Below are 19,777 nucleotides of genomic sequence, written 5' to 3'. Positions count from 1 at the left end.
CCTCAGCTCAGCCGTTGCAGGCCGCGGCCTTGGTCTGCTTGCACAGGTCGCGGATGACGTCGAACTTCGAGTCGTCGACCGGCGCCAGCGCGTAGAAGGTCTTCTTGAAGTTGTCGGAGTCCGCGTTCGCCACGCCCGCCGCCTTGATCTGGTCGATCGTGACGTTCTGGAGGCCGGAGACGATCTTCTGCTTGAGGTCGGCCGGCAGCCCGTCCGACACGGTCATCGGCGCGCCGATGACGAAGGTCTTGCTGATGACCTTCAGGCCGGGCTGGGCCTCGACGGCGACGTCCTCGGCGAAGCCGGCCTCGCACTCGGAGCCCTGCGACACCTTGAGCGCCGACGCGTCGTGCTTGCCGGCGAAGACCGGGGTCACGTCCTTGGTCGGGTCGATGCCGGCCTTGAGCAGGTTGTAGCTCGGGTACAGGTAGCCCGAGGTCGAGGTCTGGCTGACGAAGCAGACCTTCTTGCCCTTGAAGTCCTCGATCTTGCTGATGGAGGAGTTGGCCGGGGCGATCGCCTCGGAGTAGTAGCCGGGCTCCTGGCCCTGCTTGGTGATGATGGAGGCGAACGGCGTGATCTTCGCGCCGTTGTTCTTCGCGGTCACGTAGGTGAACCCGGAGAAGCTCGCGATGTCGACCTTGCCGGAGACCGACGCCTCGATGAGGGCGGCGTAGTCCGACGACTCGCGGTACTCGACCTTGAGCCCGGTGATCTTGGCGATGTAGTCCTGCAGCGGCTGGTAGTTCTGCTGCGTGGAGGCCGTGTCCGGCACGACGCCGAACACGAGCGTGCCGGAGTCCTTGGCGAACTTGCCGGTCGAGGCCGCGCCCGACGCGCCCGACGAGGTGGAGGAGTCCGAGTCGGAGGAGCACGCCGTCGCGCCGGCCAGCAAGACCGCGGCAGTGGCCACCCCGAGCGCGATGCGAACGGAGATCTTCATTGGCAAACCCTTCTTGGCATGCATGAACGGCCGCCAAGGTAGGGAGGGCAGATGAACGAGGCAGGAACGACCGCCAAAAGGTTCGTACCTGTTATAATTCCGTTATCGTCTACGCTGGCGGAGGTGTCGGCCTCCACCTATCGCTCCGGAATTCCCGCCCACGGCCGGGTCCCGAAGTACTACGCCGTCAAGGCGCTGATCCTCGACGAGATCGCCCGGCTGGAGGTCGGGGCGCCCCTACCGCCGGAGCGGGACCTCGCCGCCCGCTACAACGTCGCCCGCTCCACGGTCCGCCAGGCCATCTCGGAGCTGGTCATCGAGGGGCGGCTCAGCGCCCAGCAGGGCCGCGGGACGTTCGTGGCCCAGCCCAAGCTCATCCACCCGCTCTCGCTCGCCAGCTACACCGAGTCGCTGCGGGCGCTGGGCCACCAGCCGTCCCGTACCGTCATCGCCTTCGAGGAGATCCCGGCCGACGACGAGATCGCCGCGGCGCTGGCCATCGAGCCGGGCGCGCCCGTCATCCGCCTGGAGCGGGTGCTGCTGGCCGACGGAGAGCCGCTCGGGCTGGAGACCACGTACCTGTCGGCGCAGCGGTACCCGACGCTGCTCGACGTGTTCGAGCCGAGCGCGTCGCTGTACCGCTGCCTGCAAGACGAGCTGGGCGTGGTGTTCGCCGAGGCGACCGAGCGGATCGAGACCGCGCTGGCCAGTCCGCGGGAGGCGCTGCTGCTGCAGACCAACCCGGCCCTGCCCATGCTGCTCATGCAGCGGCTCAGCCGGGACCCCTCCGGCACCCCGATCGAGCAGGTGCGATCGCTGTACCGGGGCGACCGGATCGGCTTCGAGACGCACTTGGTTGCGGAACGGTAACAGGTTCGAACCTTTCCGAGCCGTTCTCCGGTCGGTCGCCCGGGCGCCGGGCGGCCACGGTCCTGCACTACGGCCCGAACGCGGCCGACGCCAACGCGGGCGCCGACGCCGAGAACGCCTCCGTGACCCGCTCGGTCGCCGTGCCGGCCGGCGCGACCACGGCCCGCTTCGCCTGGCGCCTCTACGACGCGGCGAACAACTGGTACTGGGCCATCGACGACGTCACCGTGGCCAACACCCCGATCACCGCGCCGCCCCCGCCGGTGCCCAACCCGGTGACCCCGCCGACCCTGCCGAACGGCGTGAGCGCTGACAAGACGGTCCCGGGCGACGTACGCCGGCGAGCGCTGGCTCATCGAGGTGGCCACCGACCACGGCCACACCGACGCCGGCGGCCACGGCGGCAACTCGATCCCGGAGCGCCGCACGTTCGTCGTCGCCAACGGCCCCGGCATCGCCGCCGGCCAGCGCCCGATCGACACCCGGCTCGTCGACGTCGCCGTGACGGCGCTGACCCACATGGGCGTGACCGTCAACCCGGCCTGGGGCCTCGACGGCCGCTCGCTCTACGCGGCCCGCGGCGACGACTTCGACGCCGCCTACCCGAGCCTCTCGGGCCGGGTCGACGAGACCGGCATCCCGGCCGGCGTGGTGGGCTTCAGCCACGCCGGGGTCAACGGCTGGACCATCGACAACAGCCGCATGCCCACCGGCGGGGTCACCGAGTGGCGGGGCTGGGCGTTCACCACCGACGAGTTCTGGACCCGGGCCGAGGCCGGCCAGTCCCGCGAGCTCGGGGTGCGCGGCCGGGGCGTCGTCGCCGTGGCCGACACCGACGAGTTCGCCGACAAGTCCGGCGGCAGTTCCTTCGACTCCTCGCTGGTCTCCCCCGCCTACACCGTCACCGGGCGGTCGTCGGTGACGCTGGCGTCACCACGCTCTACCGGCAGGAGAGCGCCCAGAAGGGCGACGTGCTGGTCTCCTTCGACGGCAGCGCGGCCACCACGGTCAAGGCCTACCGCGCCGACGCCATCGCCAAGGACGAGTCCCTCACCGTCGCCGTGCCCGCCGGCACCAAGAGCATGCGGGTCACGTTCCGGATGTACGACGGGAACAACAACTGGTACTGGATGGTCGACAGCGTCGGCGTGCGCTGAGCCGGCCCGAGGCGGCGGCGCGGGCCACCATGCGCACGGCCCGCGGCGCCGCGTACTCGAGCGTTTCGTAGTACCGTGGCCAACCCAGTGGAGTTCGGGATACTCGGACCGCTCGCGGTGGCGTCGGGCGGACAGACGATCGTGGTCAGCGGGCTGCGCGCGCAGCGGGCGCTGGCCGCGCTGGTCGTGCACGCGGGTCAACTGGTCAGCATCGATCTCCTCGTGGAGTACGTCTGGGACGACCCTCCCCCGACCGCCCGGCAGCAGATCCACACCCTCGTCTACCGGCTGCGCCGGCAGATCGGCGCGGCGCTGGCCACCACCGGGGGCGGCTACCGGCTCGACCCCGCCGGGGCGCGGATCGACGTGGCCGAGTTCGACGCGGCGGTGCGCCGCGGCCGGGCCCTGGCCGCCGACGACGACCGGCCCGGGGCCGCCCGCGAGCTGCGCGCCGCGCTCGGGCTCTGGCGCGGGCGCCCGCTGGAGGGGCTGCCCGGCGAGCGGTTCGCGACCCACGCCACCCGGCTGGAGGAGCAGCGCCTGGCCGTGCTCGAAGAGTGCGCCGAGGCCGAGCTCGGGCTGGGCCGGCATCGGGCGCTCATCCCGGAACTGCAGGCCCTGGCTGCCGAGCACCCACTGCGCGAGCGGGCCGCGGCGCTGCTGATCACGGCGCTGAGCCGCGACGGGCGGCAGGCCGACGCGATCCGGCACTACCACGCCGTGGTCGCCACGCTGCGCGACGAGCTCGGCGTCGAACCCGGGCCGCGGCTGCGCGAGACCTACGTCGAGGCCCTCCGCGAGGCCGAACGACCCGAGAGCACGGCCGCCGCGCAGGGCCGGCTGCCGCGGGCGCCGCGACGGCTCGTCGGGCGCGACGGGGAGCTGCGGCGGCTGCTGGACGCGGCCCGCGACGCGACCCGGCTCCGCCCGGCGGTCGTGGTCGTGGACGGCATGGCCGGCGTGGGCAAGTCGGCCCTGGCGCTGACCGCGGCGCACGCGCTGGCGGCCGAGTTCCCCGACGTACACCTGCACATCGACCTGCAGGGGCACTCGCAACGGGCGCCGGTGGCGCCGCACGACGCGCTGGGCGTGCTGCTGCGGCGGCTCGGGCGGCGGGCCCCGGACGACCCCGACGAGCGCGCCGAGGCCTGGCGGGAACACCTTCGCGGGCGGCGGGCGGTGCTCGTGCTGGACAACGCGGGCGGGGCGGCCCAGGTCGAGCCGCTGCTGCCGCACGGCAGCCCGAGCGTGGTGCTGGTGACGAGCCGCACCCGGCTCGGACCGATCGACGGCGCCGCCGGACTGTCCCTCGAACCACTGGACCCGGCCGCCGGCGTCGAACTCCTGCGCGACACCACCGACGAACGGGTCGACGCCGACCCGGAAGGCGCCTCCGACGTCGTACGCCGCTGCGGCGGCCTGCCGCTGGCCATCCGCCTGGTCGGGCACCGGCTGCAGCACCGGCCCCGGTGGACGATCGGCATGCTCTCGGACCAGCTGGCCTCGGCCGAGCTGGCCCCGCTGGACGTCAGCGCGGAGAAGCAGAGCGTCGCGGCCGCGTTCGAGGTCTCCTACCGGCAGCTGACCGAGCCCGACCGGCGGCTCTTCCGGCGGCTCGGCCTGCACCCGGCCGGCACCTCCGCCGCCGAGGCGGCCGCCGCCCTGGCCGGCGTCGAGCCGGACGAGGCCGGCCGGCGACTGGAGGACCTCGTCGAGGTCAACCTCGTGCAGGCCGACACGCCCGGGCGGTACCGGCTGCACGACCTGCTGCGCGCCTACTCCGCCTCCCTCGTCGGCGACGACGAGCGGCGCCCGGCCCTCGACCGGATGTTCGCGCACTACCAGGCCGCGCTCGACCACGCCGGGCGGCACCTGGAGATCGTGGGCGTCGACGAGCCGGGCACCACCGACGGCGCCGCCTGGGTCGTCGAGCACTGGGCCACGATCGTCGCGCTGACCGAACTCGCCGCCCAGGTCGGAGCGAACCGCGAGGCGGTCGCGCTGGCCCGGCTGGCCTGGCCCTCGGCCCGGGTCTTCGGCTACTGCGCCGACGCGCTGCGCATGCTCGAGTGGGTGCACCCGATCGTGGACTCGCTCGGCGACGACCTGCTGGCCGCCATGACCGAGCGCAACCTGGCCGGGATTTACCTGCACCTGGGCCGGTTCGCGGCGTGCCGGGCGAGCCTGCGGCGGGCCGAGGAGATCTACCGCCGGCTCGGCGAGGACCGCCTGGTGCGCGAGGTGGAGGTCAACCGCATCACGCTGCTGCGGATGGAGGGGCGCCAGGCCGAGGCGGTCGAGCTGGCCGGGCGGGTCGAGGCCGCGACCGGGGCGGCCGGTGAGCACCGCAGCCGCCAGCTCGCGCTCGCCGCGGGCGGCGCGGCCGCGTTCGAGCTGGGCCTGATCGAGCCGGCCGGGGAGATGTTCGACCGGATCGTCCAGGCCGGCCTGGACAACAAGGCGGCCAACTTCAGCATCGCCCTCGACTGGCTCGGGCGGGTCGAGGCGGCGCGGGACCATCCGGCCGCCGCCGGGCTGCTGCTGGTCTGGTCGATCCACCTCAAGCAGCGCCACGGCAACCTGGGCGGGGCGGCCGAGGCGCTCGCCGCCTACGGCAAGCTCATGGCCCGCCAGGGCCATCACGCGGAGGGGCTGAGGCTCGCGCGGGCCGCGCACGAGCAGGTGCTGCGGATCGGCGACGGGCACTTCGAGACCAGCGTCGCCAACGACCTCGGCGAGGTGCTGACGATGCTGGGCCTGGCCGAGGAGGCGGCCGCCACCCACGAAGGGGTGCTGCGCCGCGCCGACGTCCGGCCCTACGAGCGGTCCCGCGCCGAGGCCGGGCTGGCTGCCGCGCGGACTGTGCTGGCCCGCGCGGCAGACAATGACTCAGGTCCGCGTCACTAGCAGACCGTCGCTCCCGTCAGACACCGGTCGAAGCTTGACGCTTCTCCCTGCCAGGTCCGCGGTGCCAAGGACCCTACTTGTGGCGCCCGGTCTGCACGAACGGCATGCCGTGGTAGTTGGTCTGGGCGAGGCGGCTGCTGAGGTTGCCGGCGTTCGCGATCTTGTCGTGGTAGGCCTCGCGGCGGCGGGCCACGCAGCCCGTCGGCTTGTCGCTGGCCGAGACCAGGTCCGGGTCGAGGTGCGTGTTGAGGCCGTCGCGCAGCAGCATGAGGGCCTCGGCCCGCAGCTGGGAGACCCGGGACTCGGTGACGCCGAGCTCGTGGGCGATCTCCATCATCGGCCGCTCCTGGAAGAAGTACCCCTTGACGACCTTGCCGAGGCGCTCGGGCAGCGCCTCGACGGCGTTGTGCAGGTACCCGATGCGCTCCCGCTGCAGGATGAGGTCCTCCGGACCGGCGGCCCGCTCGGGGACCATGTCCTCGGCGCTGCCGGCCGCGAAGCCCTGCAGCGACAGCACCGCCGCGCGCTGGACGTCGTCGTCGATGGCCTGCAGCTCGTCGATGCTCACGCCCAGCGCCTCGGCCAGCTCCTGGTTGGTCGGGGTGCGACCGAGCGCGGCGGTCAGCTCCTGCTGCATCGCATCGACCTGCCTGGCCCTGGCCCGCACTGATCGGCTCGCCCAGTCCAGGCCGCGCAGCTCGTCCAGGATCGCCCCGCGGATGCGGGTCGTGGCGAAGCTGCCGAACGGGATGCCCCGGCTCGGGTCGAACGCCTTCGCGGCGCCGGCCAGGGCCGCCATGCCGGCGGACACCAGGTCCTCGCGGCTGACGTGGGCAGGCAGGCGGCCGAGCGTCTGGCGGACCAGATGCCCGACGAGTGGCAGATGCTCGCGGATGAGGTCCTCGAGTTCTCGGCCTTCCAACTGGACCTTGAGCGTGGCACCCTCAAGGGTCGTTGTCATCGGTTCCCCCTCGTGTCCGGGTGGACCCCGTGCAGGCGGTCCACCTGCTGACACGAAGAACTTTCGACTACGAAGGGTGCGCACGCCGTCACTTTCGGGTGCATCTTGGTTGCGGGACGGTGAGAGTCCTCAAGGCTCGGCGTGTCGCTCAACGCGCCGAAGCATTCGAACACCGGTACAGTCGCGCCCGATGAATCTTGTGCCTCTCGCGCCCCGCCTGCGCCGCGCCGCCCGCCGGGAATTCGGCTGGGAAGCGCTCCGCCCCGGGCAGCTGCCGCCCATGCGCGCCTTGCTCAAGAAGCGCGACGCCCTGGTGGTGTTACCCACCGGCGGCGGAAAATCCGCCATCTACCAGGTCCCGGCCACCCTGATGAACGGCCCGGCCATCGTCATCTCACCACTTCTGGCCCTGCAGCAGGACCAGATCGCCGGGCTCAACCGCCGCCGCGAGGGCCAGGCGGTGCGGATCAGCTCGGCCGAGACCCCCACCCAGCAGCGCAAGGCGCTGGAGGCGGTCACCGCCGGGACCGCCCGGTTCCTGTTCATCACCCCGGAGCAGCTCGGCAACCCCGAGCGCCTCGCCGAGGTGCGGGCGCTGCGCCCCGGCCTCGTGGCCGTGGACGAGGCGCACTGCGTGTCGGCGTGGGGGTACGACTTCCGCCCCGACTATCTGCAACTCGGGCACCTCATCCGGGAGCTGGGCCGGCCGCCCGTCGTCGCCCTGACGGCCACCGCCTCCCCGCCGGTGCGGGCCGACATCACCGCCGCCCTCGGGCTGCGCGACCCGTTCACGCTCGTGGCCGGCCTGGACCGGCCCAACCTGCACCTCGCCGCCGTGCACTGCACCAGCGACGAGCAGCGCTGGCAGCGGCTGGTCGCGCAGATCGAGAAGGAGGAGAAGCCCGGGATCGTGTACGCCCCGACGCGCGCGATCGCCGAGCAGTACGCCGAGCGCCTCGCCGAGCGCGGCATCCCGGCCGTCGCGTTCCACGCCGGCCTGGCCCAGGGCGAGCGCAACCGGCGCTACGAGGACTTCATGGCCGACCGGACGCCGGTCATGGTGGCCACCAGCGCGTTCGGCATGGGCGTGGACAAGCCCAACATCCGCTGGGTGTACCACGTCGCCCTGCCCGACTCGCCGGACAGCTACCTGCAGGAGATCGGCCGGGCCGGGCGCGACGGCGGGCCGGCCCGCACCACGCTCTTCTTCCGCCCCGAGGACGTGGCCCTGCAGCGGTTCTTCGCCACCGGCGCCCCGGACGCCAAGGAGCTCACGCAGCTGGCCGCCGCGCTGCGCGAGGCCCCGACCACGCGCACGGGCCTGGCCACCCGCAGCGGCCTGCCGGCCCGGCGGATCACCTCGCTGCTGAGCCTGCTGGAGCAGGTCGGCGCGGTCGAGGTGGGCTCGGGCAACAAGCTGTCGGCCCCGCGCTACGCGCCCCCGCCGGCCGAGGCGGCCCGGCTCGCCCTGGCCCAGTTCGAGCGCCACCAGACGCTGCGCCGGTCCAGGATCGACATGATGCGCCAGTACGCCGAGAGCGCCGGCTGCCGCGGCAAGTCCCTCCTGGCCTACTTCGGCGAGCAGGCCGACCAGCCGTGCTCGCACTGCGACAACTGCGCCGGCGGCACGGTGGTCGTGGACCCGGTGGTGCCCAGGTTGAAGTGGTACCAGCGGCTGTGGCGCAGACCCGTCGCCGCCCCGGTCGCCGCGCCCGAGGTGAAGGTCGACCCGGAGCGGCCGTTCCCGGTCTCCAGCGAGGTGCGGCACTCGGCGTGGGGCACCGGCACGGTCATGGCCTACGAGGCCGACCGCGTGGTGGTGCTCTTCGAGCAGGTCGGCTACAAGACGCTGTCCGTGCCGATCGTGCAGAAGGCGAAGCTGCTGGAGCCGGTATAACGATGCCGAAGGTACTCGACCGGCGCTCGCTCAACCGGGCCACGCTCGCCCGCCAACTGCTGCTGGAACGCTCCGCGCTCAGCGTGCCGGAGGCGGTCGAGCACCTCGTCGGGCTGCAGGCGCAGACCCCGCACAGCTGGTACACCGGGCTCTGGAACCGGCTCACCGGCTTCCGCCCGGAGCACGCCTCCGACCTGCTGGCCGACGGCCGGCTCGTGCGGGCGGCCACCCTGCGCTCGACGATCCACCTCATGACGACCCGCGACGCGCTCGCCGTCCGCCCGCTCGTCGGCGTGGTCGGCGAGCGGATGTGGGCCAGCAACTTCGGCCGCAAGCTGGGCCTGCCGCCGCAGGAGGTGACCGAGGTCGTCGCCGAGGGCCGGCGGATCCTCGCCGAGGCTCCCTCGACCTTCGCCGAGCTGGGCCAGCGGCTCGGCGCGCGGTGGCCCGGCCGCGACCAGGCCGCCATGGCGCAGGCCGTGCGGGTCTTCGAGACGCTGGTCCAGGTGCCGCCGCGGGGCCTGTGGGGCCGCAGCGGGAAGGCCGCGCACACCACCGCCGACGCGTGGCGACCCGACCTGGCCGGGACCGTCCCGCCGATGCCGGTGGAGGAGCTGGTCCGGCGGTACCTCGGCGCGTTCGGCCCGGCCACGGTCCGCGACGCGCAGACCTGGTCCGGCCTGACCCGCCTGGCCGAGGTGTTCGAGGCGCTGCGCCCGGGGCTGGTCGTCTTCGCCGACGAGCAGGGCCGCGAGCTCTTCGACCTGCCGGAGGCGCCGCGGCCCGGCCCGGACGCGCCCGCCGCGCCGCGGCTGCTCTACGACTTCGACAACCTGCTGCTCGGCCACGCCGACCGCACGCGGGTCGTCACGGAGTCCTTCACCGGCTTCGAGGGCCAGAACATGATGCCGGCGGCGATCCTGGTCGACGGCTTCACCGCCGGGTTCTGGCGGGTCTCCGTGACGAAGGCGCGGGCCACGCTGTGGATCGCCCCGCTGGACGGCCCGATCGACGTGTCCTCGGAGGCGGCGGGGCTGCTGGAGTTCCTGGCGCCGGGGGCCGGGCACGAGATCCGGTCCGTTGAGGGCGGTTGGCGCGCGCTGGTCGACGCTTCGGCCTAGAGTTTGGCCATGACTCAGGTGCCGGCCGACCTCAAGGGCGCGAACCAGAAGCTGATCGCCGAGTTCCGCGCCGCCGGCCGGCGGCTGGAGGGGCGCCCCCTGCTGCTGCTCACCACGACCGGGCGGCGCAGCGGCGAGCCGTACACCACGCCGATGATGTACGTCCGCCTCGACGACCGGCTGCTCGTCATCGCCTCCGCCGCCGGGGCGCCGAAGCACCCCGACTGGTACCGCAACCTGGAGGCCGACCCGGCGGTCACCGTGGAGATGGACGGCGAGGAGTTCCCGGCGGCGGCGACCCCGACGGCCGGCGCCGACCGGGACGCCCTCTTCGCCCGGATCGCCGGGCAGTTCCCCTTCTTCACCGACCACCAGGCCGGCATCGACCGCACGATCCCGGTCGTGGAGCTCGTCAGACGGGGCTGACCACCCGCTCGGGCTCCACGTGCTCGCGCTGGGCCCCCTCCTGCGGCCCCCACCACTCGTCGGTGCGGTACTGCTCGGGAAGCTCGTCCGACCACGGGTCCAGCCCCTGCCGGTCCATCTCGTCGAACCAGGCGTCCCGCCGCGACTGCGGCAGCCGCACCGCGCACCACGGGCAGTGCCCGATCACGACCATCGACGAACCGCCGTCGCGGATCGGCAGCCCGTACTCGTCGAACTTCGCCACATAGACGACCACCACGTCCGGGTCGTCCCACGGGTCCTCGTAGGCGACCCCGGCCAGCTCCAGTTGCGCGCGCATCGCGTCGCAGCAGTGTCGTAGCACGCGCAGGAGTATGCCCCCGCCGCCGCGCGCGACCAAAAATGGCTGATCAGCTGTCATGTCGGGGATAGTGGCGGGCTCATGATCGCGATTACGCTCCCGTCATCAGCCTGAACATCACGGCAAGCCCCCTTTTGTTGAGAGGAACACCCCCATGAGCGACGCCATCGAGACCGGCGACAGCGGCACGGACTACGGCCACTACGAGGCCGGCCAGGAGAGCGCCCAGCTGGACCAGCTCCACCAGGTCCAGGGCAGCGAGGCCGACGCCCAGTCGCAGTACGGCGTGTACGAGGCCGACCACCACGCCGACGAGTCGACCGGCTACGAGCACGGCACGCACGTGGAGTTCGACCAGGGCCCGGCCGTGCACTACGAGGCCGACGACTACACCAACTACAGCCACAGCGCCTCGGAGGACGACCACGTCTTCGCGGCCGAGGGCTCGGAGTCGGCGCACCAGGCCCAGTTCTCGCAGCTCGACGCGCTGGAGCAGCGGCTCGACGCCGCCTTCGCCCAGGGCACCATCCTGGAGACCGGCGGCGGCGCGGGTGCCGCCGAGATCGGCCCGGCCAGCAGCTGACGCTGTTCACTGTCACGTTCGGGGCCCGGCGCGGTTGCGCCGGGCCCTTTTGCGGATAAGTCGGGCGCCGGCGCGCCACGACTTATCCGATTTTTCGCCTGACGGCCCTCGTCTCAGGACATGAGGGTGTTCAGCTCGCCGAAGTCGTACGAACCGGACAGCTCGGTGTACGTGCCCTTCGTGTACGCCTCGACTGCGGCCCGGCGGGTCAGCGCGTACGCGGCCTCGGCCACCCAGGAGCCCAGGCTGACCCGGGACACCCCCAGCGCGGCCAGCTCGGCGACCGGCGCGGTGCCCTCCTGGGCGAGGACGTTGAGCGGCGCCTTGATCGCCTTGGCCAGCGCCCCGATCGTCTCCGAGTCCGCGACGCCGGGCACGAAGATGCCGGTGGCGCCGGCCGCGAGATACGCCTCGGCCCGTCCCACGGTCTCCTCGGGCGCCCCGCGGAAGTACGTGTCCACCCGCGCGTTGATGTAGAGCTCCACCCCGGCGTCGTCGGCCGCGGACCGGGCCGCCGCGATGCGCGCCTGCTGGTCCTCGATCGCCCGCAGCCCGGTGGCCGAGCCGCGCTCGGTGTCCTCGATGTTGATGCCGACCGCCCCGGCCTCCAGCACCCCGCGGATCGTGACCGCCACGTCGGCCGGGGTGGCGCCGAAGCCCGACTCGATGTCCGCGGTCACCGGCAGCTCCGCCGGCACCGCGTGCACGATCCGGGCGAGGTGCTCCAGGGCCGCGTCCCGGCTGAGCGCGTCGCCGTCCGGCGCGCCGAGCGTCCAGGCCACGCCGGCGGAGGTCGTCGCCACGGCCGGCGCCCCCGCCGCGGCGATGACCCGGGCCGAGGCGGCATCCCAGGCGTTGACGAGGACGAGTGGCTGGCCGGCGGCGTGCAGGGCCCGGAAGCGGGCGGCGCGGGTCGTCATGCGGATCATTCTTCCGCCGGTGACGGGCGCTCCCCAGGGTTTTAGCCGAGGCTAAATTGTACCGATGGTGTCGATCGGCCTCTCCTCCGGCGCGCTGGCCCGGGTGCGCTTCGCGGTGTCCCCGCTGTGGGAGACGATCGCAAGCATCCGGGTCCTGCGCGACCCCGGCGCCCACGCGGTCCACCTCCCGTGGGCGGCCCGCCGGCGGGGCCTGCGCTTCCCGGCGCTGTTCGCGCTGGTGGCGCCGTCCCCGGGGTACATACCGGACTTCCTGACCCCGACGCCGCCGGGCCCCTTCGCCGAGCTGGACGAGGAGCTGCACGCCCTGGCCGCGACCCCACCGGACGTGGCCGCGGCCCAGGCGGCCCTGATCGGCGCCGGCCCGCCCGACCCGCCGCGCCTGGCCGAGGAGGTGCGCGCCTACTTCGACGCCGCCCTGGCCCCCGACTGGCCGAGGATCCGCACCCTGCTGGAGTCGGAGATCTTCGCCCGCGCCCGCCTGCTGGCCGCGGACGGCGTCGGCGGCCTGCTCAACGACCTGCACGCCCAGGTGACCTTCGCCGACGGCACCCTGTCGGTGCTGCAGCGCTGGTGCACGGCGGACGACGTCCCCGACGGCGGCGACCTGGTGCTGATCCCCTCGGTCTTCGTCTGGCCCTCGGTCCTGACCGTCTTCGGGGTGGAGGCCCAGCTGGCGTACCCGCCGCGCGGCGTCGGCGCCCTGTGGGAGTCCCCGCCGGCGGCGCCGGAGGCCCTGGGCGCCCTGCTGGGCCGCGCCCGCGCGCGGCTGCTGACCGAGCTCTCCGCCCCGGCCTCGACCACGACGCTGGCCGAGCGCACGGGCCTGACCGCGGGCGGCGTCTCGCAGCACCTGGCGGTCCTGCGCGCCGCCGGTCTCGTGCGCACCCACCGCGCGGGCCGCTCGGTGCTGAACGTCCGCACCCCGACGGCCGACGCCCTGCTGAGCGCCAGCCGGCACTGACGCGCCGGCCCGGCATTCCGCCCTTCCGGTGGGTGTCACTCCGCCACCATCCGCGCCACAATCCGGGGCGTGACGTTGCCAGTCCCGTACAGCGGCGCGCCCGCCTACCAAGGCCCCGACGTGCAGATCGGGGACGTGCGGGTCGACGGCGTCGCGATCTACACGCCGGTGGGCGTCTGGCCGATCCAGGGCAGCCGATGGATGGTGATCGCCCAGCCGATCCCGATCTCCACGACCGCGGGCTGGGGCATCGGCCTGGCCGTGACCTGCACGATCCTGGGCGTCATCTTCGCCCCGTTCACGTGCGGGCTGAGCCTGTTCCTGCTCTTCGGCCTGCTGTTCCTGACCGCCAGGACGCACTCGATGTCGGGGCCGCTGGTGGTGTCGATCCAGTCCGGGCCGTACCACTACATGGCCCAGGAGATCGTGTACTCCCCGCTGCACGCGGCGGAGGCGATCCAGCGGGTGAACTTCGCCCAGGCGCTGGCGTCTCGCTAGTCGGTGCCGTAGGCGTCGTACCCGGCCAGCAGGTGGGCGCGGGTGCCGGTCAGGTGCGGCTCGATGTCCCCGACGCGGGCCAGGCTCAGCTCGGCCGGGCCGGGCCCGCAGACACGCAGCAGCAGCCCCGGCACCTCGTCGAGGATGGCCAGCCAGCCGCGCCCCGGCGCGTCGCCGCCGAGCGGCTCGTCGGGCCAGCAGGAGAACTGCCGCGGCAGCCCGTCGACGGCGATGGACACCCGCTGCGAGGCCGGCGTGGACGCGGCGGCCAGCGCCCGCTGGGCCGCCGCCCGGTCGGCCGGGGCCTCCGCCGCCACGGCCACGCGCAGGTCGATGAGCAGCGGCATGGGCGGCCCGGCGGTGGTGATCACCTCGATCCACGGCCCGTCGCCCTGCGGGTCGCCGAAGACCAGCCCGGCGTGGTTGAGCCGCTCGTCCTCCCAGCCCCACGTGCCGATCCGGCACGGCCCGCCCCAGCCGGCCGGGCCGTAGAGCGGCAGCGCACCGGCGCTGGCCCGGATGCGGTTCGCCTGCTGGTCTATCAGCGCAGTGAACTCGATGCGGCTGAGTCGGCCCCCGTATCGCATGGGTCCGATCGTGCCGCATCCGCCACCCCCGCACGACGGGCCGCATCCCTCGGCGCCACCCCCGATATATGCACGTTTCGGGGTCTTCGCCACGCACCGCACGCCCGCCGTCTACGGGCAGTAGAGCTTCTTCGGCCGGGGCAGCCGAACGTCCACAATGCGGACGACTTCGTCCGCCTCCTGGGATCAGACCACTTCTTCGATCTTCGCGGTGGCCACGTCGAAGATGAACCCGCGCACGTCCTCACGGTTGGGCAGCCACGGGCACTCGCGCACGGTCCGGATCGAGGAGCGCATGGTGTCGTGCAGGTCGGTGAAGCCCGGCACGTCCCAGCCCGGCGTCACGCCCGTCTCGGCCAGCTCCGCCCGGAAGGCGGGGTCGTCGAAGCCGTCCATGCCGCACTCGGTGTGGTGGATCAGGACGATCTCCCGGGTGCCGAGCTTGCGCTGGCTGATCGCCAGCGAGCGCAGCACCTCCTCGGTCGGCAGCCCGCCCGCGTTACGGATCAGGTGAGCGTCACCGATCTCCAGCCCGAGCGCGCCGAACAGGTCCAGGCGCGAGTCCATGCAGGAGACGACGGCCAGGCGCAGCTTCGGCCGCAGCGGCCGCGGCCCGGGGAAGGTCTCGGTGTACTGCTCGTTCGCGTGAATCAGATGGTCGATCGCCGACATATTCGAAGTGAAGCAGATCCCTCACCCGAACGGCTGATGTGTGCGTCACAGGAGGCCAATCTCACCAACCCGTTCGTGCCTGGGGTGGGAGCCCCGGCGCGGGCGCGAGGGAGGCCCTAAGGTCTCATCCGTGACGCAGTGGGATGTGGCGATCGTGGGGGGCGGGCCGGCCGGCCTCTCGGCGGCGTACGAGTCGGCGCGCCGCGGGGCGAGCACGCTCGTGATCGAGAAGGCGGAGCACCCGCGGTACAAGACGTGCGGTGGTGGTTTGATCGGCTTCACCCTGAGCGCCGTGGCCGACCGGATCACGATCCCGGCCGACGACCGCGTCGAGCGCGCCCGGTTCACCCTCGACGGCCGCGCGGCCTTCACCCGCTCCACGCGCCGCGGCCCGCTGCTCACCATGGTCCGCCGCCCCGGCTTCGACGACGCCCTGCGCCTCGCCGCGGAGAAGGCCGGCGCGACCGTCCGCCAGTCGGTGGCCGCCCGTTCGCTGGAGCAGACCCCGGACGGCGTGCGCATCCGCCTGGCCGACGGCTCGGAGTCGACCGCCCGCACGGTCATCGGCGCCGACGGCTCGTCCGGCATCACCGCGCGCCACGTCGGCGTCGAGTACGGCCAGGTCGACCTGGGCCTGGAGGTCGAGGTGCCGATCTCCGAGGCCCGGCAGCGGTACTGGCGCGGCCGGCTGCTGATCGACTGGGGCCCGCTGCCGGGCTCGTACGCGTGGGTGTTCCCGAAGGGCGACCTGCTCACCGTCGGCGTCATCGCGGCCCGCGGCAACGGCGAGCGGACCAAGGCCTACCTGCGCAGCTTCGTCGACCGCGCGGGCCTCACCGGCATCGAGCCGGTGTACGACTCGGGGCACCTGACGCGGTGCCGTACCGAATCCTCGCCCTTGCGCAACGGCAACGTCATCGTGGCCGGCGACGCCGCCGGACTGCTCGAGCCCTGGACCCGCGAGGGCATCAGCTTCGCCGTCCGCTCGGGCGCCCTGGCCGGCGCGGCCGCGGCCGACGGGGACCTGTCCCGCTACGAGCGCGAGGTCGCCACGACCCTGGTCCCGTCGATGCGCGCGGGCACCACGCTGCTGGCCGCCTTCACCCGCCACCCGTCCGTGTTCCACAGCCTGCTGCGCACTCCCCTGGGCTGGCGCATGTTCGAGCGCTTCTGCCAGGGCGAGACGTCCTTCGACACCACGGTCGAGCGTTTCCCTGTACGGCAGACCCTCCGCCTGCTTACCTGATCCCCATGCGCTTCACTGCTGAGCTCGTCCTCGGCGGCAAGACCGCCACGGGCATCCGCGTCCCCGCCGCCGTCGTCGACGCGCTCGGCAAGGGCAAGAAGCCCGCGGTCACGGTGACCATCAACGGCCACACGTACCGCAGCACCGTCGCCGTCATGGGCGGCGAGTACATGCTCCCGGTCTCGGCCGAGGTCCGCGCCGCCGCCGGCATCGCCGCGGGCGACGAGGTCGAGGCCGACGTGGAGCTGGACACCGCGCCGCGGGTCGTCGAGGTCCCGGCCGACCTGGCCGCGGCCCTGGACGCCGCCCCGGGCGCCCGCGCGGCGTTCTCGTCGCTGTCGTACAGCAACCAGCGCCAGCACGTCCTGTCGGTCGAGGGCGCGAAGACCCCCGCGACCCGCGAGCGGCGGGTGGCCAAGGCGGTCGCGGCGCTACTTGACCAGGATGCCAAGGGCTGAGGCGAGCGCGGGTCCGAGCTCCATCAGCTGCCGCTCGTCCACGATCGCCCCTCTGAGCGAGTCGGCCCCGTCGGCGACGTCGAGCTCCCGCGCCCCGCGGAAGTCCACCTTCTTGCACTTGACCTGCGACATCCGCGCGTTGCGGATCGCCGTGCCCGGGAAGGTGACGTTGGTGAGATCGGCGCCGGCGCAGTCGAGCTCGTTGAGCTCACAGTCCTCGAAGACCACGTCGACCAGCGTGGCCCCCCTGAGGTTGAGGGTGTCAATCTTGCAGCGCTGGAACGTGACGCGCCGGAGTCGGGAGCTGTAGGCCTGCACCCCGGCCAGCGAACTGTCCAACATGGACACGTCCATCCACGCGGCGTCGACCAGTCGCACGCCGACCCATCGGTTGCGGCTGACCCAGACGTCGCTGAACCTGACCCGCTCCAGGCCGACCTCGGCGAGGGTGACCTGGGTGAGCGCCGACTCGATGAACCTGGCGCTGGTGGCCTCGCCGCCGTCGAGCTCGACCTGGTCGACGTGCACCTCGGTGTAGTCCCCGTCGTGCGCGAAGCGCTCGTCCTCGAATCGCTGCAGGTACGCGGCGTACGGAAGCTCCCCCAGCGACTGCACCACACCCATGCGGGCAATCCTATGACTGCCGTCTCGAACCTGGTCAGGAGCCGTCGCGCGGCGGGGCCGTCGTGGCGCGGACGACGAGGTCCGGCGGGAAGATCAGTTCCTGGTGCCGGTGGGTCGGAACGCCCTCGGCCAGGAGCAGGTCGGCGGCGACCCGCCCCAGCTCGCGGATCGGCCGGCGGATGGTGGTCAGGGCCGGCTGCACGTGCGCGGCGAACGGCACGTCGTCGTAGCCCATCACCGACACGTCGCCCGGGACCCGCACCCCGCGGCGTTCCAGCGCCCGGACCACCGCCACGGCCGCGATGTCGTTGAGGCAGACGATCGCGCTCGGCGGATCGTCAAGAGCGAGAAGAGCGGAGACGGCTTCTTCGGTACCGCTGAAGAGGTCCCCCAACGCCATCCGCACCTCGAGCAGGGGTGGGGCGCCGGCCCCGGACACGGCGGCGCGCAGGCCGGACAGGCGGGCGCGGACCGGGGCGACGTCGCGGGCGGCGGACAGGAACGCGATGCGCCGGTGCCCGAGACCGAGCAGATGGTCCCCGGCCAGCCGCCCGCCGGCCTCGTGATCGACCCCGACCGCGCACAGGTCGAGATCGCCGCGGGTGGCGTCGAGGAGGACGACCGGCGTGCCCCGGCGCGAGACGGCGGCCAGCTCGGCCAGGTTCTCCCCGGTCGGGGTCACGATGATCCCGCGCGGCGACTGCTCCTCGAGCAGCCTCAGGATCCGCAGCTCCTTCTCCGGCTCGATGTCGGTACTGCACGCCAGCACGAGGCACCCCGCCTCGTCCAGCCGGTCCTCGATCCCCCGGTTGAGCTCGGCGTAGAACGGGTTGGCCTGGTCCAGGGTGACCGAGCCGACCAGGCGGCTCGGCAGGCCGCGCAGCTGGCGGGCCGGGCCGCTGCGCACGAAGCCGAGGCTGGCCATCGCCTCCTCGACCCGTTCCCGGGTCGCGGGCGCCACCACGGCGGGGTTGTTCAGCACGTTGGCCACGGTGCTGACGGAGACGCCGGCCGTCTGGGCGACGTCGCGCATGCCACTTCGCCGTACGGCTTTCTGCTGCCCGGCATCGACCACGACGCGCACGATACAACCCGCGCGACACGACGGGCCGGGCGCGACGGCGCCCGGCCCGTGCTGATCGCCCTACTGGAACAGCTCGGCCAGCCACTCGGTCCACGCCTGCTCGGCCGCGGCCTGCTCGACGTCGGCGAAGATGTGGTGCCCGGTCAGGATCACGCCGCCGCGGCCCACGAAGCGCAGCAGCGCGTCGCCGGTGCGCACGCCCAGGAAGCTCGGCTCCAGCGTGGTGTCGACCACGCCGCGGATCTCCTCGCCGCCGAGGACCAGGCTGACCGCGTCGCCCTCGGCCACGTCCTTGGGCAGGCTCAGCGCCGCGGTGACGGCCGCCCACACCACGTCCTGGTCGGCCTGCGGCGGACCGAACGCGGAGACCGGCACGGCGGTGCGGCCGTCGAAGTGCTCGAGGTACTGGGCCAGGGTGCGCAGGTACAGCGGGTTGCCCTTCTTCAGCGCGTCGTACTCCGACTCCCAGTCCGCGCCCAGGATGCCGCTGTGCACCAGGCGCAGCGCGGTGGAGCTCCCCTCGCGCCCCTCGATGAGGTACTCGAACGCCATGAACGTGCCGTCCTCGGCGGCCTCGCTGCGGTAGGCGAAGCGGCGGCCCGGCTCGAACGCGGTGACCGTGCCGGTGCCGGTGAACCCGGGCATCGCCATGCTGGTCTGCCCGCCGACCCGCGGCTCGACCTCGTTGCGCCCCATGAACCACGAGTCGATGCCGGGCCCGGTGGCGATCGCCTCCCACACCTGCTCGGGCGTCGCGGCCAGGTCGATGTCGTGAACGAGCTCGAACTCGTGCGTGTCGGACATTTCAGGATCCCTTCGATTCGGTACCGCTGGACTCGGCGTTCCTGATGCTCGGATGGATGGCGACGATGACCCGGTGCTCCCGCCCCCCGGGCGCCTGCTCGTCGTGATAACGGCTGACCAGCTCGGTCACGGCCGCGGTCAGTTCCTGGGCGAACGCGGCCCGGTCGGCCGCCGAGGCGAACCGCACGGTGCCATCGAGCGCGAAGGTGGCCACCGGCTTGCCGGCCTTGGCCGCCCCGCTGATCAGCTGCCCGGTCTCCTTGACCAGCCGGGCCGCCAGCGCCAGCAACCACCGCGCGGAGAGCCGATCGGGCGACCGGGCGGGATCCGGCTGTACGGCGGCCAGCGCGATGGGCGAGATCACGAACGACGCCGCGGTGGCCCGCAGCACCCGCTCGGTGACGTTCCCCTTGCGCCGCTCCTCAACCAGCTCCACCAGCCCGTGCGCCTCGAGCGTCTTGAGGTGGTAGTTCACCTTCTGCCGGGGCAACCCCACGATCGCCGCGAGGCCGGTGGCGGAGTGCGGCTCCGCGAGCAGCTGCAACAGCCGCGCCCGCACGGGATCGAGCGCGACCTCCGCCGCCCCGGCCTCCTCGATGACTCCCACTTCGAACATGCCTAGACCGTACCCACCGACAACTTTGACTGTCAAGACAAGAAAAGTTGTCGGTACCTCACGTGGACGCTGCCGCACCTC

23 protein-coding genes are annotated in these 19,777 nt (G+C 73.0%); 11 read left to right on the top strand and 12 right to left on the bottom strand.

All coding sequences use genetic code 11. The features are described 5' to 3' along the window. Positions 1-7 precede the first annotated feature (7 nt). Positions 8-943 carry a phosphate/phosphite/phosphonate ABC transporter substrate-binding protein gene (locus tag ABD352_RS13645; RefSeq protein ID WP_344612686.1) on the bottom strand — a complete coding sequence of 312 codons (936 nt, stop codon included), beginning with the start codon at positions 941-943 and terminating at the stop codon, positions 8-10. A gap of 123 nt (positions 944-1,066) precedes the next feature. Between ABD352_RS13645 and ABD352_RS13640 the strand changes: the two genes are divergently transcribed. Then, positions 1,067-1,813 carry a GntR family transcriptional regulator gene (locus ABD352_RS13640; protein ID WP_425553539.1) on the top strand — a complete coding sequence of 249 codons (747 nt, stop codon included), beginning with the start codon at positions 1,067-1,069 and terminating at the stop codon, positions 1,811-1,813. Between the two features lie 181 nt (positions 1,814-1,994). Here ABD352_RS13640 and ABD352_RS13635 read toward each other — a convergent pair whose 3' ends face one another. Together ABD352_RS13635 and ABD352_RS13630 are read right to left on the bottom strand one after the other, a co-directional pair. Then, a complete protein-coding gene (locus ABD352_RS13635) occupies positions 1,995-2,129 on the bottom strand; it encodes a hypothetical protein (RefSeq protein WP_344612685.1) in 135 nt (44 codons plus the stop codon). 283 nt (positions 2,130-2,412) lie between these two features. After that, positions 2,413-2,664, bottom strand: a complete 252-nt coding sequence (locus ABD352_RS13630; RefSeq protein WP_344612684.1) for a hypothetical protein — start codon at positions 2,662-2,664, stop codon at positions 2,413-2,415. Between the two features lie 120 nt (positions 2,665-2,784). Between ABD352_RS13630 and ABD352_RS13625 the strand changes: the two genes are divergently transcribed. Further along, positions 2,785-2,970 carry a hypothetical protein gene (locus tag ABD352_RS13625; protein WP_344612683.1) on the top strand — a complete coding sequence of 62 codons (186 nt, stop codon included), beginning with the start codon at positions 2,785-2,787 and terminating at the stop codon, positions 2,968-2,970. A 75-nt stretch (positions 2,971-3,045) separates the two neighbouring features. After that, on the top strand, positions 3,046-5,877 hold the full coding sequence (locus ABD352_RS13620) for an AfsR/SARP family transcriptional regulator (protein ID WP_344612682.1): 2,832 nt from the start codon (positions 3,046-3,048) through the stop codon (positions 5,875-5,877). 73 nt (positions 5,878-5,950) lie between these two features. Here ABD352_RS13620 and ABD352_RS13615 read toward each other — a convergent pair whose 3' ends face one another. Then, entirely contained in the window at positions 5,951-6,838 is an 888-nt protein-coding gene (locus ABD352_RS13615; protein ID WP_344612681.1) for a sigma-70 family RNA polymerase sigma factor, read from the bottom strand. A gap of 190 nt (positions 6,839-7,028) precedes the next feature. Between ABD352_RS13615 and ABD352_RS13610 the strand changes: the two genes are divergently transcribed. The 3 genes from ABD352_RS13610 to ABD352_RS13600 are packed head-to-tail and all read left to right on the top strand — an operon-like array spanning position 7,029 to position 10,282. Then, positions 7,029-8,735, top strand: coding sequence for a RecQ family ATP-dependent DNA helicase (locus ABD352_RS13610; protein WP_344612680.1), 1,707 nt, complete (start codon positions 7,029-7,031; stop codon positions 8,733-8,735). A gap of 2 nt (positions 8,736-8,737) precedes the next feature. Further along, complete coding sequence (locus tag ABD352_RS13605) at positions 8,738-9,856, top strand: winged helix DNA-binding domain-containing protein (protein ID WP_344612679.1); 1,119 nt, start codon at positions 8,738-8,740, stop codon at positions 9,854-9,856. A 9-nt stretch (positions 9,857-9,865) separates the two neighbouring features. Next, complete coding sequence (locus ABD352_RS13600; RefSeq protein WP_344612678.1) at positions 9,866-10,282, top strand: nitroreductase family deazaflavin-dependent oxidoreductase; 417 nt, start codon at positions 9,866-9,868, stop codon at positions 10,280-10,282. Here the strand turns inward: ABD352_RS13600 and ABD352_RS13595 are convergent. Next, positions 10,269-10,682 (bottom strand): DUF6980 family protein, encoded by a 414-nt coding sequence (locus ABD352_RS13595; protein WP_344612677.1) that lies wholly within the window; start codon positions 10,680-10,682, stop codon positions 10,269-10,271. The two genes, ABD352_RS13600 and ABD352_RS13595, sit on opposite strands and share 14 nt — an antisense overlap. A 94-nt stretch (positions 10,683-10,776) precedes the next feature. Between ABD352_RS13595 and ABD352_RS13590 the strand changes: the two genes are divergently transcribed. Further along, positions 10,777-11,205, top strand: coding sequence for a hypothetical protein (locus tag ABD352_RS13590; RefSeq protein ID WP_344612676.1), 429 nt, complete (start codon positions 10,777-10,779; stop codon positions 11,203-11,205). A gap of 113 nt (positions 11,206-11,318) precedes the next feature. Here ABD352_RS13590 and ABD352_RS13585 read toward each other — a convergent pair whose 3' ends face one another. Next, a complete protein-coding gene (locus ABD352_RS13585) occupies positions 11,319-12,125 on the bottom strand; it encodes an isocitrate lyase/PEP mutase family protein (protein WP_344612675.1) in 807 nt (268 codons plus the stop codon). Between the two features lie 64 nt (positions 12,126-12,189). On the opposite strand from ABD352_RS13585, the gene ABD352_RS13580 reads away from it, so the two are divergent. Both ABD352_RS13580 and ABD352_RS13575 read left to right on the top strand, forming a co-directional pair. After that, a complete protein-coding gene (locus tag ABD352_RS13580) occupies positions 12,190-13,107 on the top strand; it encodes an ArsR/SmtB family transcription factor (protein WP_344612674.1) in 918 nt (305 codons plus the stop codon). 69 nt (positions 13,108-13,176) lie between these two features. Further along, entirely contained in the window at positions 13,177-13,605 is a 429-nt protein-coding gene (locus tag ABD352_RS13575; RefSeq protein ID WP_344612673.1) for a hypothetical protein, read from the top strand. On the opposite strand, the gene ABD352_RS13570 is transcribed toward ABD352_RS13575, so the two are convergent. Together ABD352_RS13570 and ABD352_RS13565 are read right to left on the bottom strand one after the other, a co-directional pair. Next, positions 13,602-14,192, bottom strand: a complete 591-nt coding sequence (locus tag ABD352_RS13570; protein ID WP_344612672.1) for a hypothetical protein — start codon at positions 14,190-14,192, stop codon at positions 13,602-13,604. The two genes, ABD352_RS13575 and ABD352_RS13570, sit on opposite strands and share 4 nt — an antisense overlap. 186 nt (positions 14,193-14,378) lie before the next feature. Continuing rightward, complete coding sequence (locus tag ABD352_RS13565; protein WP_344612671.1) at positions 14,379-14,864, bottom strand: beta-class carbonic anhydrase; 486 nt, start codon at positions 14,862-14,864, stop codon at positions 14,379-14,381. A 130-nt stretch (positions 14,865-14,994) separates the two neighbouring features. Between ABD352_RS13565 and ABD352_RS13560 the strand changes: the two genes are divergently transcribed. Both ABD352_RS13560 and ABD352_RS13555 read left to right on the top strand, forming a co-directional pair. After that, on the top strand, positions 14,995-16,110 hold the full coding sequence (locus ABD352_RS13560; protein ID WP_344612670.1) for a geranylgeranyl reductase family protein: 1,116 nt from the start codon (positions 14,995-14,997) through the stop codon (positions 16,108-16,110). A 5-nt stretch (positions 16,111-16,115) separates the two neighbouring features. Beyond that, positions 16,116-16,568 carry a YdeI/OmpD-associated family protein gene (locus tag ABD352_RS13555; protein ID WP_344612669.1) on the top strand — a complete coding sequence of 151 codons (453 nt, stop codon included), beginning with the start codon at positions 16,116-16,118 and terminating at the stop codon, positions 16,566-16,568. On the opposite strand, the gene ABD352_RS13550 is transcribed toward ABD352_RS13555, so the two are convergent. The 4 genes from ABD352_RS13550 to ABD352_RS13535 form a co-directional block, all read right to left on the bottom strand. Continuing rightward, on the bottom strand, positions 16,542-17,192 hold the full coding sequence (locus tag ABD352_RS13550) for a pentapeptide repeat-containing protein (RefSeq protein WP_344612668.1): 651 nt from the start codon (positions 17,190-17,192) through the stop codon (positions 16,542-16,544). The genes ABD352_RS13555 and ABD352_RS13550 overlap by 27 nt on opposite strands. A gap of 34 nt (positions 17,193-17,226) precedes the next feature. After that, positions 17,227-18,225, bottom strand: a complete 999-nt coding sequence (locus ABD352_RS13545; RefSeq protein ID WP_344612667.1) for a LacI family DNA-binding transcriptional regulator — start codon at positions 18,223-18,225, stop codon at positions 17,227-17,229. A gap of 111 nt (positions 18,226-18,336) precedes the next feature. Beyond that, a complete protein-coding gene (locus tag ABD352_RS13540; RefSeq protein WP_344612666.1) occupies positions 18,337-19,080 on the bottom strand; it encodes an SRPBCC family protein in 744 nt (247 codons plus the stop codon). 1 nt (position 19,081) lies between these two features. Continuing rightward, positions 19,082-19,696: an ArsR/SmtB family transcription factor gene (locus ABD352_RS13535; RefSeq protein ID WP_344612665.1), complete on the bottom strand. Its 615-nt coding sequence runs from the start codon at positions 19,694-19,696 to the stop codon at positions 19,082-19,084. Positions 19,697-19,777 lie beyond the last annotated feature (81 nt).

This window comes from Dactylosporangium salmoneum, assembly GCF_039532525.1.
Lineage (GTDB): Bacteria > Actinomycetota > Actinomycetes > Mycobacteriales > Micromonosporaceae > Dactylosporangium > Dactylosporangium salmoneum.
Note: the sequence above shows the minus strand (reverse complement) of the source record. Positions and strands in the feature narration are given on the sequence as shown.

Bases quoted from the DNA above. Each gene is read 5' to 3' on its own strand.
- ABD352_RS13585 (WP_344612675.1), bottom strand. From the start codon at position 12,125: ATGACGACCCGCGCCGCCCGCTTCCGGGCCCTGCACGCCGCCGGCCAG.
- ABD352_RS13605 (WP_344612679.1), top strand. From the start codon at position 8,738: ATGCCGAAGGTACTCGACCGGCGCTCGCTCAACCGGGCCACGCTCGCC.
- ABD352_RS13565 (WP_344612671.1), bottom strand. From the start codon at position 14,864: ATGTCGGCGATCGACCATCTGATTCACGCGAACGAGCAGTACACCGAG.
- ABD352_RS13580 (WP_344612674.1), top strand. From the start codon at position 12,190: ATGGTGTCGATCGGCCTCTCCTCCGGCGCGCTGGCCCGGGTGCGCTTC.
- ABD352_RS13615 (WP_344612681.1), bottom strand. From the start codon at position 6,838: ATGACAACGACCCTTGAGGGTGCCACGCTCAAGGTCCAGTTGGAAGGC.
- ABD352_RS13595 (WP_344612677.1), bottom strand. From the start codon at position 10,682: ATGACAGCTGATCAGCCATTTTTGGTCGCGCGCGGCGGCGGGGGCATA.
- ABD352_RS13570 (WP_344612672.1), bottom strand. From the start codon at position 14,192: ATGCGATACGGGGGCCGACTCAGCCGCATCGAGTTCACTGCGCTGATA.
- ABD352_RS13535 (WP_344612665.1), bottom strand. From the start codon at position 19,696: ATGTTCGAAGTGGGAGTCATCGAGGAGGCCGGGGCGGCGGAGGTCGCG.
- ABD352_RS13550 (WP_344612668.1), bottom strand. From the start codon at position 17,192: ATGGGTGTGGTGCAGTCGCTGGGGGAGCTTCCGTACGCCGCGTACCTG.
- ABD352_RS13590 (WP_344612676.1), top strand. From the start codon at position 10,777: ATGAGCGACGCCATCGAGACCGGCGACAGCGGCACGGACTACGGCCAC.
- ABD352_RS13645 (WP_344612686.1), bottom strand. From the start codon at position 943: ATGAAGATCTCCGTTCGCATCGCGCTCGGGGTGGCCACTGCCGCGGTC.
- ABD352_RS13540 (WP_344612666.1), bottom strand. From the start codon at position 19,080: ATGTCCGACACGCACGAGTTCGAGCTCGTTCACGACATCGACCTGGCC.
- ABD352_RS13545 (WP_344612667.1), bottom strand. From the start codon at position 18,225: ATGCGCGACGTCGCCCAGACGGCCGGCGTCTCCGTCAGCACCGTGGCC.
- ABD352_RS13600 (WP_344612678.1), top strand. From the start codon at position 9,866: ATGACTCAGGTGCCGGCCGACCTCAAGGGCGCGAACCAGAAGCTGATC.
- ABD352_RS13555 (WP_344612669.1), top strand. From the start codon at position 16,116: ATGCGCTTCACTGCTGAGCTCGTCCTCGGCGGCAAGACCGCCACGGGC.
- ABD352_RS13610 (WP_344612680.1), top strand. From the start codon at position 7,029: ATGAATCTTGTGCCTCTCGCGCCCCGCCTGCGCCGCGCCGCCCGCCGG.